The organism is Burkholderia sp. AU32262 (assembly GCF_020419985.1).
GTDB lineage: Bacteria > Pseudomonadota > Gammaproteobacteria > Burkholderiales > Burkholderiaceae > Burkholderia > Burkholderia semiarida.
The window spans coordinates 216,347-232,190 of record NZ_JAIZRS010000001.1; the positions used below are offsets into that span (position 1 = coordinate 216,347).

Annotated in this window: 17 protein-coding genes and 2 pseudogenes; 8 read left to right on the plus strand and 11 right to left on the minus strand. The window is 67.9% G+C overall.

The annotated features are described in order from the left end of the window. Nucleotides 1-131 precede the first annotated feature (131 nt). The 3 genes from LGN10_RS00875 to LGN10_RS00885 all read left to right on the plus strand — a co-directional run bounded on the left by LGN10_RS00875 (nucleotide 132) and on the right by LGN10_RS00885 (nucleotide 3,427). The gene (locus LGN10_RS00875) at nucleotides 132-1,076 is read left to right on the plus strand and encodes an ABC transporter ATP-binding protein (RefSeq protein WP_059642345.1); all 945 of its coding nucleotides are present in this window, start codon (nucleotides 132-134) and stop codon (nucleotides 1,074-1,076) included. 3 nt (nucleotides 1,077-1,079) lie between these two features. Continuing rightward, nucleotides 1,080-1,841 (plus strand): ABC transporter permease, encoded by a 762-nt coding sequence (locus LGN10_RS00880; RefSeq protein WP_059583240.1) that lies wholly within the window; start codon nucleotides 1,080-1,082, stop codon nucleotides 1,839-1,841. A gap of 161 nt (nucleotides 1,842-2,002) precedes the next feature. Continuing rightward, entirely contained in the window at nucleotides 2,003-3,427 is a 1,425-nt protein-coding gene (locus LGN10_RS00885) for an MFS transporter (RefSeq protein WP_226221239.1), read from the plus strand. Nucleotides 3,428-3,494: 67 nt separating this feature from the next. On the opposite strand, the gene LGN10_RS00890 is transcribed toward LGN10_RS00885, so the two are convergent. The 3 genes from LGN10_RS00890 to LGN10_RS00900 form a co-directional block, all read right to left on the minus strand. Next, nucleotides 3,495-3,725, minus strand: a complete 231-nt coding sequence (locus LGN10_RS00890) for a hypothetical protein (protein ID WP_059583243.1) — start codon at nucleotides 3,723-3,725, stop codon at nucleotides 3,495-3,497. A 272-nt stretch (nucleotides 3,726-3,997) separates the two neighbouring features. Continuing rightward, nucleotides 3,998-4,429 (minus strand): TA system VapC family ribonuclease toxin, encoded by a 432-nt coding sequence (locus LGN10_RS00895; protein WP_059583245.1) that lies wholly within the window; start codon nucleotides 4,427-4,429, stop codon nucleotides 3,998-4,000. Then, nucleotides 4,426-4,653: a CopG family transcriptional regulator gene (locus LGN10_RS00900; RefSeq protein ID WP_179231791.1), complete on the minus strand. Its 228-nt coding sequence runs from the start codon at nucleotides 4,651-4,653 to the stop codon at nucleotides 4,426-4,428. The genes LGN10_RS00895 and LGN10_RS00900 overlap by 4 nt, the downstream gene beginning before the upstream one ends. 313 nt (nucleotides 4,654-4,966) lie before the next feature. Here LGN10_RS00900 and LGN10_RS00905 point away from each other — a divergent pair, with 313 nt between their 5' ends. From LGN10_RS00905 to LGN10_RS00920, 4 genes are all read left to right on the plus strand, one after another. Continuing rightward, nucleotides 4,967-5,398 carry a YciI family protein gene (locus LGN10_RS00905; protein WP_060011989.1) on the plus strand — a complete coding sequence of 144 codons (432 nt, stop codon included), beginning with the start codon at nucleotides 4,967-4,969 and terminating at the stop codon, nucleotides 5,396-5,398. Nucleotides 5,399-5,509: 111 nt separating this feature from the next. Continuing rightward, nucleotides 5,510-6,316, plus strand: coding sequence for a DinB family protein (locus LGN10_RS00910; RefSeq protein WP_226221241.1), 807 nt, complete (start codon nucleotides 5,510-5,512; stop codon nucleotides 6,314-6,316). Further along, a complete protein-coding gene (locus LGN10_RS00915) occupies nucleotides 6,313-7,053 on the plus strand; it encodes an alpha/beta fold hydrolase (protein WP_226221243.1) in 741 nt (246 codons plus the stop codon). Before LGN10_RS00910 ends, LGN10_RS00915 begins: the two co-directional genes overlap by 4 nt. 108 nt (nucleotides 7,054-7,161) lie before the next feature. Further along, the gene (locus LGN10_RS00920; protein ID WP_226221245.1) at nucleotides 7,162-8,097 is read left to right on the plus strand and encodes an alpha/beta hydrolase; all 936 of its coding nucleotides are present in this window, start codon (nucleotides 7,162-7,164) and stop codon (nucleotides 8,095-8,097) included. Between the two features lie 106 nt (nucleotides 8,098-8,203). On the opposite strand, the gene LGN10_RS00925 is transcribed toward LGN10_RS00920, so the two are convergent. Further along, entirely contained in the window at nucleotides 8,204-8,434 is a 231-nt protein-coding gene (locus LGN10_RS00925; RefSeq protein WP_059583251.1) for a hypothetical protein, read from the minus strand. A gap of 207 nt (nucleotides 8,435-8,641) precedes the next feature. Beyond that, a pseudogene (locus tag LGN10_RS00930) lies at nucleotides 8,642-9,542 on the minus strand (hypothetical protein). A gap of 78 nt (nucleotides 9,543-9,620) precedes the next feature. Here LGN10_RS00930 and LGN10_RS00935 point away from each other — a divergent pair. Beyond that, nucleotides 9,621-9,959 carry a helix-turn-helix domain-containing protein gene (locus LGN10_RS00935; RefSeq protein ID WP_012339501.1) on the plus strand — a complete coding sequence of 113 codons (339 nt, stop codon included), beginning with the start codon at nucleotides 9,621-9,623 and terminating at the stop codon, nucleotides 9,957-9,959. A 149-nt stretch (nucleotides 9,960-10,108) separates the two neighbouring features. Here the strand turns inward: LGN10_RS00935 and pqqE are convergent. The 6 genes and pseudogenes from pqqE to LGN10_RS00965 form a co-directional block, all read right to left on the minus strand. Next, nucleotides 10,109-11,246: pseudogene (gene pqqE / locus LGN10_RS00940) on the minus strand (pyrroloquinoline quinone biosynthesis protein PqqE). 1 nt (nucleotide 11,247) lies between these two features. Further along, nucleotides 11,248-11,529 carry a pyrroloquinoline quinone biosynthesis peptide chaperone PqqD gene (gene pqqD, locus LGN10_RS00945; RefSeq protein ID WP_006480620.1) on the minus strand — a complete coding sequence of 94 codons (282 nt, stop codon included), beginning with the start codon at nucleotides 11,527-11,529 and terminating at the stop codon, nucleotides 11,248-11,250. Further along, nucleotides 11,526-12,245, minus strand: a complete 720-nt coding sequence (pqqC, locus tag LGN10_RS00950) for a pyrroloquinoline-quinone synthase PqqC (protein ID WP_059583257.1) — start codon at nucleotides 12,243-12,245, stop codon at nucleotides 11,526-11,528. The genes pqqD and pqqC overlap by 4 nt, the downstream gene beginning before the upstream one ends. Nucleotides 12,246-12,247: 2 nt before the next feature. Then, nucleotides 12,248-13,171, minus strand: coding sequence for a pyrroloquinoline quinone biosynthesis protein PqqB (gene pqqB, locus LGN10_RS00955; protein WP_059583258.1), 924 nt, complete (start codon nucleotides 13,169-13,171; stop codon nucleotides 12,248-12,250). A gap of 61 nt (nucleotides 13,172-13,232) precedes the next feature. Then, nucleotides 13,233-13,307: a pyrroloquinoline quinone precursor peptide PqqA gene (pqqA, locus tag LGN10_RS00960; RefSeq protein ID WP_006485436.1), complete on the minus strand. Its 75-nt coding sequence runs from the start codon at nucleotides 13,305-13,307 to the stop codon at nucleotides 13,233-13,235. 340 nt (nucleotides 13,308-13,647) lie between these two features. Beyond that, entirely contained in the window at nucleotides 13,648-15,705 is a 2,058-nt protein-coding gene (locus tag LGN10_RS00965) for a sigma-54-dependent Fis family transcriptional regulator (protein WP_226221246.1), read from the minus strand. Nucleotides 15,706-15,844 lie beyond the last annotated feature (139 nt).

Consider the following 15,844-nt stretch of genomic DNA (forward strand, 5'->3'; position numbering starts at 1 on the left):
CGCACCACCCTGCCGTTCGACATGACGCCCGTTCGCCATGCCGTTCCCGGTCCCGGCCGCTGCGCAGCGGCGGCGGCGCCGGGCACGCGCGGCGCCCGCCGTCGCACCGGGCGGCCGTGCCATCCGTGAGCATGCAACCGATCCTTTCCGTCTCCGACCTCTCCAAGACTTACGCGTCCGGCTTCCAGGCGCTGAAGCACGTGACCCTCGACATCCGCCCCGGCGAGATTTTCGCGCTGCTCGGGCCGAACGGCGCCGGCAAGACGACGCTGATCGGCTCGATCTGCGGCATCGTCACGCCGACCGAAGGCCGCGTGACGGTCGGCGGCCACGACATCCGCGATCAATACCGCGCGGCCCGCGAAATGATCGGCCTCGTGCCGCAGGAGCTGACCACCGACGCGTTCGAAAGCGTCTGGGCCACCGTGTCGTTCAGCCGCGGCCTGTTCGGCAAGGCGCCCGATCCCGCGTACATCGAGAAGACGCTGAAGGCGCTGTCGCTGTGGGACAAGCGTGACAACAAGCTGATGACGCTGTCGGGCGGCATGAAGCGCCGCGTGATGATCGCGAAGGCGCTGTCGCACGAGCCGCGCATCCTGTTCCTCGACGAACCGACGGCCGGCGTCGACGTCGAGCTGCGCCGCGACATGTGGAAGCTCGTCGATTCGCTGCGCGAAAGCGGCGTGACGATCCTGCTGACCACGCACTACATCGAGGAAGCCGAGGAGATGGCCGACCGGATCGGCATCATCCTCGGCGGCGAGCTCGTGCTCGTCGAGGAAAAGCGCGAGCTGATGCGCAAGCTCGGCAAGAAGCAGCTCACCGTGCAGCTCGAGCACCCGCTCGCGGAGGTACCGCCCGCGCTCGCGCCGTTCGGGCTCGAACGCGCGGAAGACGGCGCCGCGCTCGTCTATACGTACGATTCGCAGCGTGACGACGCGAGCATCGCGACGCTCATCAACGCGCTCGGCTCGGCCGGCATCGGCTTTCGCGACCTGCATACGACGCAGAGCTCGCTCGAGGACATTTTTGTCAGCCTGATCGACAACCGCCGCAACGGCGTGCAAGGAGCCTGACGCATGAACTGGCATGGAATCCGCGCGATCTACCGCGCAGAAATGGCCCGCACGCGCCGCACGCTGATGCAGAGCATCATCGCGCCGGTGATCTCGACGTCGCTGTATTTCGTCGTGTTCGGCTCCGCGATCGGCTCGCGCATCAGCGACGTGAACGGCATCGGCTACGGATCGTTCATCGTGCCGGGCCTCGTGATGCTGTCGCTGCTGTCGCAGAGCATCTCGAACGCGTCGTTCGGCATCTACTTCCCGCGCTTCACCGGCACGATCTACGAGATCCTGTCCGCGCCCGTTTCGTACTGGGAGATCGTGATCGCGTACGTCGGCGCGGCCGCATCGAAGTCGATCCTGCTCGGCGTGATCATCCTCGCCACGGCCGGCCTGTTCGTGCCGCTGCACATCCTGCATCCGGTCTGGATGGTGCTGTTCCTCGTGCTGACGGCCGTCACGTTCAGCCTGTTCGGCTTCGTGATCGGCATCTGGGCCGACAGCTTCGAGAAGCTGCAGCTCGTGCCGCTCCTGATCATCACGCCGCTCACGTTCCTCGGCGGCAGCTTCTACTCGGTCGACATGCTGCCGCCCGCGTGGCGCGTCGTCACGCTGTTCAACCCGATCGTCTACCTGATCAGCGGTTTCCGCTGGTCGTTCTACGGGATCGCCGACGTGCACGTGTGGATCAGCCTCGCCGCGACCGCGCTGTTCCTCGTGATCCTCCTCGCGGTCGTCGCGTGGATGTTCCGCACCGGGTACAAGCTGAAGAACTGACGCACGCGTGCGTCGCGCGCGCCGCCCGCCGATGACGCATTTCGGCAAGCGGGCGGCGCTTTTCCTCTGATGCGGCAGTTTGTGGTCGCGTCTACTGAACGTGAAGCATCGGGGCCCTCGAGCATGCGCTGCGCGGCCCCTTTTTCATTTCAGAGGACGCCATGCCCGCCGCCACCGCTCCCGCCTCCGCCGCCGCCCGGCTCGAACGCCTGCCGTTCTCCGGCTATCACAAGCGCATCTTCTTCATCATCGCGATCGCGTTCTTCTTCGACTCGGTCGACCTCGGCACGATGACGTTCGTGCTGGGCTCGATCCGCAAGGAGTTCGGGCTGTCGACGGCCGCCGCCGGCCTCGTCGCGAGCGCGAGCTTCTTCGGGATGGTGCTCGGCGCGGCCGTGGCCGGCCTGCTCGCCGACCGGTTCGGCCGCCGGCCCGTGTTCCAGTGGAGCATGGTGCTGTGGGGCGCCGCGTCGTACCTGTGCTCGACCGCGCAGAGCGTCGACGCGCTGATCGTCTATCGCGTGCTGCTCGGCATCGGGATGGGAATGGAGTTTCCGGTCGCGCAGACGCTGCTGTCCGAATTCGTGCCGACCGAGAAGCGCGGCCGCCTGATCGCGCTGATGGACGGCTTCTGGCCGCTCGGCTTCATCACGGCCGGCATCGTCGCGTATTTCGTGCTGCCGCAGTTCGGCTGGCGCACCGTGTTCGCGCTGCTCGCGATTCCGGCCGTATTCGTGCTGGTCGTGCGCCGCATCGTGCCGGAATCGCCGCGCTGGCTCGAGCATGCGGGCCGGCACGCGCAAGCCGACGCGGTGATGCAGACGATCGAGGCGAAGGTGATGCGCTCGGCAGGCGTCACGACGCTGCCGCCGCCGTCGCGGCTCGCCGAGCCCGCCGCCGCACGCGGGCGCGGCGCGCTGCGCGAGATCTGGAGCGGCGTGTACCGTCGCCGCACGGTGATGGTGTGGCTGCTGTGGTTCTTCGCGCTGCTCGGCTTCTACGGCCTCACGTCATGGCTCGGCGCGCTGCTGCAGCAGGCCGGCTTCGAAGTCACGAAATCGGTGTTCTACACGGTGCTGATCTCGCTCGGCGGCGTGCCGGGCTTCCTGTGCGCCGCGTGGCTCGTCGAACGCTGGGGACGCAAGCCGACCTGCATCGCGTCGTTGATCGGCGGCGGTGCGATGGCGTATGCGTACGGCCAGAGCGCGCTGTACGGCGGCAGCACGACGCTGCTGATCGGCACGGGCCTCGCGATGCAGTTCTTCCTGTTCGGGATGTGGGCGGCGCTGTACACGTACACGCCGGAACTGTACGGGACCGGCGCACGCGCGACGGGGTCGGGCTTCGCGTCGGCGATCGGCCGCATCGGCTCGCTGATCGGACCTTACGTGGTCGGTGTCGTGCTGCCGGTGTTCGGCCAGGGCGGCGTGTTCACGCTCGGCGCGCTGTCGTTCGTCGCGGCGGCAATCGCCGTGTGGACGCTCGGGATCGAGACGAAGGGCCTCGCATTGGAACAACTGGCGGCAGGCGACGAAGCCGGCGGCAGCGGCCGGTATCCGGCGGCGGCGGCAGACGAGGCGTCCTGATCGTCGCGCAGGCTTTCAGCCCGTTCGGGGGCGGGCGGGTGTTCGGCGCCGTGCCCGGCCGGGCCGGTCAGGCGCCCGAGACGACGAACTCTTCGGCCGCCTTGCGCTGGACCGCCGCCATCACGGCCAGCTCGCGCTTGCTGCGTGCGTCGCCGGACACGACGCCCGTCGCATGCTTCGCCTTCGCACCGAGCGGGAAAAACACGAACGATGCGCCGGCCGGGGCCGCCGGCTCCGCGCGCAAGCGTTTGTTCAGGATTTTCAGGTACTTCTTCTTCGAGACTTCCTTGACAGCCATGGCGCCCTCCGCGTGAACGTGGTGCGGACCAGCATACCAGTTTTGCCGAGGCGCTCCGTGACAGTGGTATGCGCCGCCGCGCGCGCTCGTGCCCGTGCATGCTCGCAACGGGCCTGCACCGGCCTCACTACCGAACTTTCCAAACAAGGGCACGGGCGAAAGGCGCGCTGTTCAGGACGCCGAGGACAAGACCGTCCCGCTGGAAGGCACCGCGAGAAACCGACAGCAACCCGTTCAAGCGTCGCTGCCACGGCGCCCTTTCCGATCGAGCGTCAAGCAATCAGTTCAAGGTGCTTGGCGCCATTCGGCACGGCGTCGACGACCAGACGCCGATCAAAATTCGCCAGTTTGCCTTTGTGCGCGCGAGCCAGCGCCAGCAGGTACGTATCGGTCAATTGCGCGGACGACAGCAAACGGGTGGCGTCGACGTGCTGTTCGTCCAGCAAGCTCACGTCGTCCGGCCAGAAAGTGTGGCCGGCATGCGACCGCAGTTGCGCGACGAGCGGAGCTACGGACATATACGAGCCCATCGTATTCGTGTATTTCGGATTGCAGATGATCCGAATAACGCCGTTCTCGGTGAGCGGGCAGGTAGACCATGCCGAATGACCTACCCGTCCAAACCATGCATGTGCAGGCTCATGCTGAACATGCGCAGGATTCAGCAAGGCGATGAGGACGTTGACGTCGAGCAGGTAGGTCATCCAAGTGAATCGTCGCGAAGTTGATTAACGATGTCGGGCGTGACGGGACGTGCCGTCCCGGAGACCGGTATCAACGGCAAGCCGTTGCGGTTCGACTGGTTCGTCGTCCGCTGCAGTGCCGCGCGGGCGAGATCGGAAATAACCTTGCCGATACTCACGCCCGGCTTCGCGCGCTCCCGTGCGAAGGCGAGGACGTCGTCATCAATGTCCAGAGTGGTGCGCATGTCTCTCTCCTGATAGGCATCCAACATCAAGCATCACTATCATATGGCAGACGCATCAGACATCAAGCATCCCGCATCAGTGTTGTTGTAAACGTGACGGCGCGCAGCGAGCTTGCCGATCGGATCCACAGCGTGCCTGGTGCGCGTGCCGTCCGCGGCAAGAGCGGCGGCCGGCATCGCCGTTTCCATCGCGGATGAAAACTTTTTCCCGCGATGTCGATTCGCGTCGCCGCCGCGCGTCGTGTTGTCGTAACCCTGCGTTTGCCGCCTCCGGCCGGCAGACACCCTCGTTCCCTTTCAAGGAGATACGACAATGCGCGTCATGGTCATCGTCAAAGCCACCGCCGATTCCGAATCCGACCGGATGCCCGACACCGACATGCTGGCCGCGATGGGCCAGTTCAACGAGGACTTGGCAAAAGCCGGCATCCTGCTCGCCGCCGACGGGTTGCGCCCGAGCAGCCACGGCAAGCGCGTGCACTTTTCCGGCAAGAACCGCACGGTCATCGACGGCCCGTTCGCCGAAACGAAGGAGCTCGTCGCGGGCTACTGGCTGTGGCAGGTGAAATCGATGGACGAGGCCGTCGAATGGGTGAAGCGTTGCCCGAACCCGATGCCCGGCGACTCCGACATCGAGATCCGCCCGCTGTACGAGCTCGAGGATTTCGGCGACGCATTCACGCCCGAGCTGCAGGAGCAGGAAGCGCGCATCCTCGCGGACATCGACGCGCGGCAGAAGCCCTGAGCGGAGCAGGCGGGCGGTGCGGGCGAGCCTCGCATGCGCCCGAATGAGCCGGTTGACGAAGCCGGGCATAGTAACGTATCGTTTTGCACCGTTACGATGCCGAGCTTCGTCATGCATTCCCGTTTCGACCGTTTCCGCTTGACCGCACTCGGCGCGCAGCTCGAAGCGCTGATCGAGCAGCCCGAACGCTATCTCGAGTTCGCGGCGCTGTCGCGCGTCGGCGTCGCCGCGATCGGCGCGATCCAGGACGAGATCGCGCGCAAATTCCCCGAAGTCGAAGCCGACACGACGGCCCGCCAGTTCTGCGGCGCGATGGTCGCCGACGTCATGCGTCGCCGCGGCCATGAGGTCGTGCAGGCGCGCGGGCGGCTCGGCGGTGCGCTGTTCAGTTATGGCGCGGTGTTCAGCGCGCACCCGCAACGGCTGCCGTTCGCCGACGTCGTCGCCGCGCTGGCCCGCATGCCGGCCCGACTCGCCGCCTGCGCGGCGCATGTGCCGGCGGCGCTGGCCACCTGCCGCCCGGCCGGCACCGGCTTCTCGCTCGTCGAACATGCGTGCCACCTGCGCGATCTCGATGCGGTGTTCGCCGCGCGTATCGAGGCCGTACGCACGGCCGAGCTTCCCGTGATCGAATCCGTCGACGGCACCGCGCTGGCCGCGCAACGCGACTATCTCGCGCAGCCGCTCGATCTCGCCGTCGCGGCGTTTCGCAGCGGCCGTGCCGCGCTGTGCGTCGCCGCGGCCGCGCTGGAACCGTCGCAACTCGCGCGCTGCGGGCTGCGCGACGGCATCCGCCGCATGTCGCTCGACGAACTCGTGCGCGAGTTGCTCGACCACGACCGCACGCACATGCTCGAACTCGACGAACTGCTCGCCGAGCTCGAATTGCCGCCCCTGCCTTCAGCACACGGCGCATGATCACGCCCACGCCCGTCGTCTTCATTCACGGCTTCATCGGCACGTTCGACGTGCGCGGCTGGAGCGGCCCGCACCTCTGCCCCGACCTGCTCGGCTACGGCGCGCATCGCACCACGCCGCCCGACGCGATCTCGCTTGCCGCGCAGGTCGAGCATGTGCGGCACACCGTCGATACGCACTTCGGCATGGAGCCGGTCGACGTCGTCGGCCATTCGGTCGGCGGCGCGATCGCCATGCTGTTCGCGCACGCGCACCCCGAACGCGTGCGGCGCATCGTCAACGTCGAAGGCAATTTCACGCTGGACGATGCATTCTGGTCGGCCTCGGTCGGCCGCATGACGCCCGACGAAGCCGATGCGATGCTCGACGGCCTGCGCGCGGCCCCGCTCGACTGGCTGCGCGGCGCGATCGACGACCCGTCGCCGGGCCAGCTCGCCGACGCACGCCGCTGGCTTGCGCATCAGCCGGCATCGACGCTGCGCGCGATGGGCCGATCGGTGGTCGAGACGACGGGCGCGGCGGGCTACCTGCCGGCGCTCGCGCAGGTGTTCGAGCGTCATCCCGTCTGGCTGATCGCCGGCGAACGCTCGCGCGCGGGCTGGCACGTGCCCGCCCACGCGCTCGCCCGCTGCGCCGGCTTCGACACCATCGCCGGCTGCGGGCACCTGATCGCGGCCGAGCGACCTGACGCGTTTCGCGCCGCCATCGCACGCATCGTATGCGAGCCGCCCGCCTGACAACCCGTAGGATTCGCCGAAATATGGTTGAAAGGCACGGTTGCTAGAGTCGCCGGAACAGGGTTTTCCCGGCACCCGGCCGGACTGGATCGACACATGCGAGGATCGATGAACCTGGCACGTACCTTCTGGCTGCTCCTGCTGCTCGCCGTCACGAGCCCTGCCTTCGCATTTCATGCGCGGGTCGTCGCGATTCCGAGCGCCGCGATGAGCGAAACGCTGAAGGCCACCATCGTGCTGCCCGACGATTACGCGCGCGACCGCCACGGCGAACGCTATCCCGTCGTCTATCTGCTGCACGGCTCGGGCGGCGACCATACCGACTGGACGTCGAACACGCACATCGCCGCGCTCGCCGACCGCTACCGCGTGATCCTCGTGATGCCCGACGGCGGGCACGAAAGCTGGTACATCGACAGCCCGTTCGATTCGGGCAGCCGCTACGAAACCTTCGTCGGCGACGAAGTCGTGTCCTATGTCGACCTGCATTTCCGCACGATCGCGGCCCAGCACGCGCGCGCGATCACCGGGCTCAGCATGGGCGGCTTCGGCGCGCTGCGCATCGCGCTCGACCGGCCCGACACGTTCGGCGCGGTCGGCAGCATCAGCGGCGCGGTCGACCCGCGCTGCTGCGCGAACGAGCCGGGCATCGACCACGTGTTCGGCGATCCCGGCCGCCATCCGTCGTTCTGGAACCGCAACGTGATCGTCGAAAACGCGCGGGCGTTCGTGCGCGCGCATCTCGACCTGACGATCGATTGCGGCCGCGACGATGCCTTCGTCGACTCGAACCGCACGCTGCACGAACGGCTCGTCGCGCTCGGCGTGCCGCACGACTATGCGGAGCGCCCGGGCGGTCATACGTGGGATTACTGGGCGAATGCGATCCGCTACCAGATGCGGTTCTTCGCGACCTCGTTCCAGCATCGCGGCTACGCGTCGCGCGCCGCGCCATCCGCGCCGTCCGCACCGGACATGACCCGTGCGGGCCGACGCACGGCAACCGCTCAAGGCGGCTATCCGGCCGAAGGCCGCAAGGCCTGACGTCGAGAATCGAAACGGGGTGACGAACCGGCATGCCGCGCAACGCGCCCGGCAGGAAGATGAACGCGCGTCGCACGACGCGCGAAAAAGAGAAACGACGAAGCCGTCAGTTGCCGTGCGCGGTATCCGCGCCGACGACGCGATCGAAGAATTCCTGTGCACGCGCCAGCTCGTCGAGCGCGCGATCGAGACGCGACATCGCGCGTGCGTAGTGGGCCGACGAGCCGTCGTCGTCGCTTTCGCCGCGCACGGCGCGAAACGCCTGATCGACGTTGCGCGTCGCTTCGACGAAGCGTTGTGCGGCCCGCGCTTCCCGCGAACGGATATGGGTCGACATCGACACTCCTCCCTCAGGATTGCAGTGTGAAGCACGCCGACGCCCAGTGTGCGTGGTACGCATGTCGGCGGCGTGAACCACGACCCGTCGCATGTCGACGCATCGGCCGCCGCGCCGCGCGCTTCGTGCCGATTGTCGCGCCGCGCTCGCCGAACCGCTACGGCGAGATTGCAACAAATTCTTGCGCGAACGGCTTCGCGTGGGTCGTCACGCGCGCCCGATGCGCGGATGCGCCAGCCCCGCGAACGCGGCCACCTCGCCCGGCGACAGGTCGAACAGATCGCCGGTGAGATCGCGCGGATGCTCGACCGCCGGCCGGTGGCGCATGCGCGCGACATGCGTGGGCGCCACATACGCGGCCGCCGTTTCGAGCGGCGGCACGTCGAACAGATCGCGCGTGACGCCGCGCACGGCGTCCGTCGGCGAACGGCCGCGCAAGCGCGCGACCAGTTCGACGAAGCGATCGAAATCGCCCGCGCGCGTGGCCTTGTTCACTTCCGCGAGATCGCGCGCCTTCAGCACGCACGGCTGCGCCAGCCGCACGAAATACGGCGCTTCGAGCTCGACCGACAGCGCGAGCGGATAGCTCTTGCCCGTCTGTTCCTTCGCACGCCCGACGCAGTCGACCACGGCCGCCCCCCTGGGCGGCGCCCAGCGGCTTGCCGGTGCTCACGCTGCGCAGGTGATCGGGAAACACGCGCAACTGCGTGCCGACCGTCAGCGCCGTGGACGACGCGCACACGAGCGCGTAGTGCTGCTCGCGACGCCGGCCGGACGGCAGCGTCGAGCGGCTGGCGATGAACGTATGCGGCGGCAACGGCCGCACCTGCCCGCCTGCGTCGACCCACGCATTCCACAGCAATGCGTCCTTGCGCTCGCCCGCGCGCGGACGCGACGCGACCGGCGAGAACAGTGCGAGCAGCGAACCGGTGCGATGCGCGGCGACTTGCGCGCTGTTGCCGAGCGGCTGGTTGATGCCCCACAGAAAACGCCCGCCTCCGAGCCGGCGCTCCCATTCCTTGCGAAGTACGACGGTCGGCAGCTCCTCGCCGGACTCGGTGCCGATCTTGGTCCAGCAGAACGTGGGAGGGAGGTGTTTCAGTGTCATCAACTTTCTCGGGATACAGCCTCGCTGCTGACAGCAAGCCCATTCAACAGCCGTAACTGTATAGGTATAATGCATCGCATGGAAGCCCCGGACCAAGATTTTCCCGTTCAAGACCTGTTGCGCCGCCTGATGGCGGATACACGCTCGTCCAGCGAAATCGCGAGGCTTTCCGGGGTCAGCCAGCCCACCGTGTCGCGCCTTCGGTTGTCGAACGGGCGCCGGCTGCGCCGCAGCGCGCCATTCAATAAGCTATGCAGTTTCTATGGTGTCGATACGGAGCCGTCGCGCCGTCGGTACAACGACCTGCTGCGCGACGCGATCGTCGACGCGTGGGACGGGTCGGACGAGCACGGGCGCGCGCTGCTGGTCGTGATTCAGGGGCTGAAGGATTTGCAGGCGAAGGCGGATGACGGGTGATGGCGCGCGCGTGCGCGGTCATTCATCGAGATTGAATGCGGTGGGTACGCGCGCCCGCATCGGCGGCGGCGCGCCGTTTTCTCCCTGCGCGGCGCGGCGGCGCGCGAGCACCGCGTCGCGCGCCGCCGCCTTCGTCCTGACCGCGCGCCTCAGCGCTCGCACGCCGCGTCGCATTGCGCGAGCGAATTCTCCTTGCTGCGAAACACCAACGGCTGTTCGGCGATCGGCGCGCGACGTCGCGCGAACTGCACGGCCTGTTCGACCTGGCCGTGATGGGCGGACTTCGCGCACACCGGGTCGGCCTCCTTCGGGTCGCCGGCCAGCAGGTAGGCCTGACACCGGCAGCCGCCGTGATCCGTATGCCGCTCGTCGCACGTGCGGCACGGCTCGCGCATCCAGTCGTCGCCGCGAAACGCGTTGAACGCGTCGCTGTCGTACCAGATTTCCCGCAGCGACCGGTCGCGCACGTTCGGCAACGCGAGCCCCGGCAGCGACCGCGCGGCATGGCACGGCAGCGCGGTGCCGTCCGGCGCGACACCGAGAAACACCGAGCCCCAGCCGTTCATGCACGCTTTCGGGCGGCGCTCGAAATAGTCGGGCACGACGAACAGGATCTTGCAGCGCTCGCCGATCAGCTTGCGATAGCGGTTGACCGTGTCCTCGGCCTCGCGCACCTGCTCGACGGTCGGCATCAGTTGATCGCGATTGAGCATCGCCCAGCCGTAATACTGCGTGTTCGCGAGCTCCAGGTAATCGGCGCCGAGATCGAGCGCCATCTCGATGATCTGCCCCACGTGCGGCAGGTTGTAGCGATGCAGCACGCAGTTGAGCACCATCGGGTAGCCGTGCGCCTTGATCAGCCGCGCCACGTCGCGTTTCAGTTCGAACGTACGCGTGCTGGTCAGGAAATCGTTCAGCTCGCGCGTCGAATCCTGCAGCGACAACTGAATATGATCGAGCCCGGCGGCCTTGAGCCGCTCGATGCGCGCGACGTTCAGCCCGATGCCCGACGTGATCAGGTTCGTATAGAAACCGAGCCCGCGCGCATGCGCGACGAGCGTCTCGAGGTCGCCACGCTGCAGCGGCTCGCCGCCCGAGAAGCCGATTTGCGCGGCGCCGAGCGCGCGCGTCGCTGATGACCGTGCGCCACGCGTCGGTGTCCAGTTCCGCGCCGTGCGTCGCGAAATCGACCGGGTTGTAGCAGAACGCGCAATGCAGCGGGCAGCGGTACGTGAGTTCCGCGAGCAGCCACAGCGGCGCGGACGGACGGGAAGTGTCGGGCGCCATGTCAGTCGAGCCAGCCGCGCAGTCGCGCATGATCGAGGAAGCGGTAGACGTCGGTCGCGAGATCGGATTGCATGAACAGGCGCTCGAGCTCGCCGATGATGTCGTCCAGTTCGCGCGTGCCGTCGCAGCGCGCGAGTATCTCCCCCGCGCTCGGATTGAGCTTGACCATGCCCTCCGGATAGAGGAGCACGTACGCATCCTGGGCCGCCTCCCATTGGAGGCGGTACATGCCCCTGAGGCAGGGGCGCAGCGGCACGCCGCTGGCGGCTTCGATCGCGTTCATAGCGGATAGGCCTTTTCGACGGCGTCGAGCATCGACCACAGGATGTCGAGCTTGAATTGCAGGATGCCGAGCGCGCGCTGCTGCGCGTCCGGTGTCGTGAAATGCTCCAACGTGACCGCGAGCCCGTGCTCGACGTCGCGCTGCGCGAGCGGCACGCGGCTGCGGAAATAATGCAGCCCGGCCGGCTCGATCCACGGGTAATGCGACGGCCAGCCCGCGAGCCGGTCGAGATGGATCTGCGGCGCGAACATCTCGGTCAGCGACGAGCACACGGCTTCCTGCCACGGCGCGCGCCGCGCGAAGTTCACGTACGCATCCACCGCGAAACGCACGCCGGGCAGCACGTGTTCGAGCGACCATAGCTCGTCGCGCGTCAGACCGCATGCCTCGCCGAGCCGCACCCACGCCTCGATGCCGCCTTCGTTGTCGCCCTGCCCGTCGTGGTCGATCAGCCGCTGGATCCAGCGGCGCCGCGTCTCGCGGTCGGGGCAGTTCGACAGGATCGCCGCATCCTTGAGCGGAATGCAGATCTGGTAATAGAAGCGGTTCGCGACCCAGCCGCGGATCTGCGTGGGCGAACAGGCGCCGCTGTTGAGCCGCCGGTTGAACGGGTGATGGATGTGATAGCGCGATTCGAGCGCACGCAGGCGCGCCTCGAATTCGGTCGCGGTCCAGGGCGTCGCGTGCAACGCCGTAGCGGGGATCGGTGCGTTCATCGTCAGACCTGGAATTGCATGCCGTCGTGCGCGACGTCGATGCCGTGCGCGCGCAGGTGCGCATGCTCGACGGAATGCGGATCGAGAATCGGGTTCGTGTTGTTGATGTGCGTGAGCACCTTGCGCGTGCGCGCGGGCAGCCGGTCGAGCCAGTCGATCATGCCGGGCCGCCCGTGTTCCGCGCACTGCGCGAGATGCCCCATGTCGGCCGCGTGCTTGCCCGACAGGCCGAGATCGATCATCTCGGTCCCGGTCCAGAACGTGCCGTCCACCAGCACCAGATCGGCGCCGTCCATGGCCGCGCGCACGTCGTCGGTGACCGACGCGAGCCCCGGCGCATAGAACGCGCGCCGCCCGCTCGCGACGTCCTCGATCGACAGCGCGATGTTGTCGCCGGGCGCGGCCGACGCACGCCGCGGCGAATAAGGCGGCGGCTTGCTGTCGACGGCGATCGCGGTGAAACGGATCCCGCGCGCCGCGGGCACTTCAAATGGCTCGCCGGGCACGATCGTGTGCGCGGCGACGCCGCAGTAATGGCCGAGCAGCGGCACGAGCGGCAAGCCGGTCGACAGGTCGTCCAGCACCGGCGCGCTCGCGTACAGCGGCAGCGGCGTCGAGCGCTCGCGCAGCATCAGCAGGCCCGTCACGTGATCGATCTGCGCGTCGCACAGCACGACGGCGGCGATGCCGCTGTCGCGGATCGCACGCGCCGGTTGCAGGTCCGGATCCGCGCGCAACTGCGAAAGAATGTCGGGCGACGCATTGACGAGAACCCAGTCGATGCCGTCTTCGCTGACCGCGATCGACGACTGCGTGCGCGGCACCACGTGGCCGCTTCCGCTGCGCGCACGGCGGCAGTTCGCGCAATTGCAGTTCCATTGCGGCAGGCCGCCGCCGGCTCCCGAGCCGAGTATCTTGATCTTCATGGGCGTCAGCTCCCGAGGCCGCCCGCGCCGACCACGGCGAAACGGGCGGCACGCGCGGCGATCAGCGGTTGGCGATGTACATCGTGATTTCGAAGCCGAAGCGCAGGTCGGTGTATGACGGTGTCGTCCACTGCATGGTGTGTCTCCTGTTGAGTTGATGAATCGATGAGTCGATGTGTTGCTGCGTGAGTCGAACAACCGCGGTGATCGAGCGGTCGCTTCCTCTTCAGCAAGGAGCGTGCCGATGCGTTGCCTTCACCGCCACGCAGCGGCATACGGCCGTCATCCGGGCATCGGGACGCAATCCTTACGAATGGCCGACACGATTCGCGCGAATGCGCCCGGCCGTCCGGACGGCGCGAGGCGCCCGGGCGGTGACAGGTGTTGAATCGTTGAACACCGGTGTTGCAACTTGACACACCGGCTGTGACACGTTGCGCACCCGGCGCACCGGCCGGTGCGCCGTGGCTCGCGTATCAGCTTTCTTCAGACGGGTGCCGCGCCGCGTCGGCCGCGGGCATCTTCCGGTAGATCGTGTTGCGCGACACGCCGAGCGCGCGCGCGGCGGCGGACACATTGCCGCCGTGACGGGCCAGCGCGGCCGCGATCGCGGATGCCGCGACATCCTGCAGACGCGTGTCGGCGGGCGGGAAGGCGTCCGCGCCGCAGGGTCCCGCGCCCGCCACGGCAGACCGGGCGGGCGCGGCTGACGACGCGCACGCCTCGGAGACGGCCTGCACGACCTGCGCATCGCCGCGCCGCAGGTCGTCGAAGAAGTCGTCCGGCAGGTGCTCGCGGCGGATTTCGCCGTCGTCGTCGACCATCGCGGCCGCCGTGCGCAGCAGGTTGCCGAGCTGCCGGAAGTTGCCCGGCCACGTGCAGCGCACGAACAGCTCCATCACGTCCGGCGCGACCGACAGCGGCGGCCGGCCCGGGCCCGCGAACGCTTCGCGCTGCAGCATCTTCTGCACGACGACCGCGAGATCCGTGCGGTCGCGCAGCGGCGGCAGGCGCACCACGAGGCCGTTCAGCCGGTAGTAGAGATCCTCGCGGAAACGGTTCTGCGCGATCATGTCGCGCAAATCGCGGTGCGTCGCGCAGATGATCGCGATGTCCACGGGGATCGTCTTCGTCGAGCCGAGCGGGTTGACGAGACGCTCCTGCAGCACGCGCAGCAGCCGCACCTGCAGCGGATACGGCATGTCGCCGATCTCGTCGAGGAACAGCGTGCCGCCGTTCGCCTGCAGCAGCTTGCCGATCGCCCCCTTGCGGCGCGCGCCGGTAAACGCGCCCTCCTCGTAGCCGAACAGTTCGGACTCGATCAGCGTCTCCGGAATCGACGCGCAGTTGACCGCGACGAACGGCGCGTCGCGGCGCGGCGAGTCGTTGTGGATCGCCTGCGCGAGCAGTTCCTTGCCGGTGCCGGTCTCGCCCGTGATCAGGATCGGGATGTCCTTGCCGATCACCTTGCGCACCTTCGCGATCACGCTGGCGACCTGCGCATCGCCGGTGTCGAGATAGTTGAGCCGCGACAGGCCGGCCGACGTGCCCGCCGCCGGCGCGGGCGCCGCGTTCGCGCGCGCGGCCGGCGCCCCCGCATCGTGGACGTCCGTCGGCCGGCTGCCTTCGGCGAGCGTCGCGCGGCGAAAGTGCACGCGCGCGCACACCACCGCGCCGTTGCCGAGATTGAGCATCAGGTGCCGGTCGGTGCTCGCGCGCATGCGGTCGATCAGTTGCGCACTGGTGATGTCGAACAGCGACGACAGCGTGTGCGCGCGCAGCGCGGCGAGCGGCATGCCGAGCTGGAACTGCGCGCTGCGATTGGCCGACAGGAAGCGGCCGTCGGCGGTGAACGCGACGATCCCCTCCATCAGCGTGCCGAGAAATTCGGGGCGGCCATGGAACGACACCTGCAGCGTTTCCTGAAAGGTCGTCGTAAACAGATGATTCTCGATCATCTGCACCGACATCTTCGCGAGCGCCATCGTGTGCTGGTGATAGCTGCGGTGGTCGCCCGTCACGTCGAGCACGCCGATCGCGTCGCCGTACGGATCGAGGATCGGCACGCTCGAACAGGTCAGGAAGCGGTTCGCGGCCAGGAAGTGCTGGTCGCCGTGGACGACCATCGGGCACAGCTCGGCCAGCGCCGTGCCGATCGCGTTGGTGCCCTGCCGGTTCTCCGCCCAGTTCGCGCCCGGGCGCAGCGCGACCTTCTCCGCGCGGCGCAGGAAATCGTCGTCGCCGATCGAATGCAGGATCAGCCCTTCCGCGTCGGTCAGCACGATCATGCTCTGCGTATTGACGATCTGCTCGTGCAGCGTTTCCATCACCGGCATCGCGTGCACGCACAGCACCCGGCTCTGCTCGCGCTTGAGCACCAGCGCCGCGTTCGACAGCACGTCGTAATCGGGGCGTGCCGATACCTGCAGGCCGAACGTCTCCGAGCGCTCATGGGCCTTCTGGATCGACGGTGCGGGCCAGCCAGCGGGATGCGCGGCCCGTGTCCCGGCCGCCTGCTCTACGTCATCGCGCATTGTCTCCTCCGGGGGATCCTTCCGGTCAACTGCCGGACTCTTTGCCGTCATTGCAAGCAAGCATCGGGCCACGCTGGCGCCGCGCAACCAGATCGAAAGGAGGATGTAATGAATCGCCCGGGCGCGGCGGCGCGTGTCG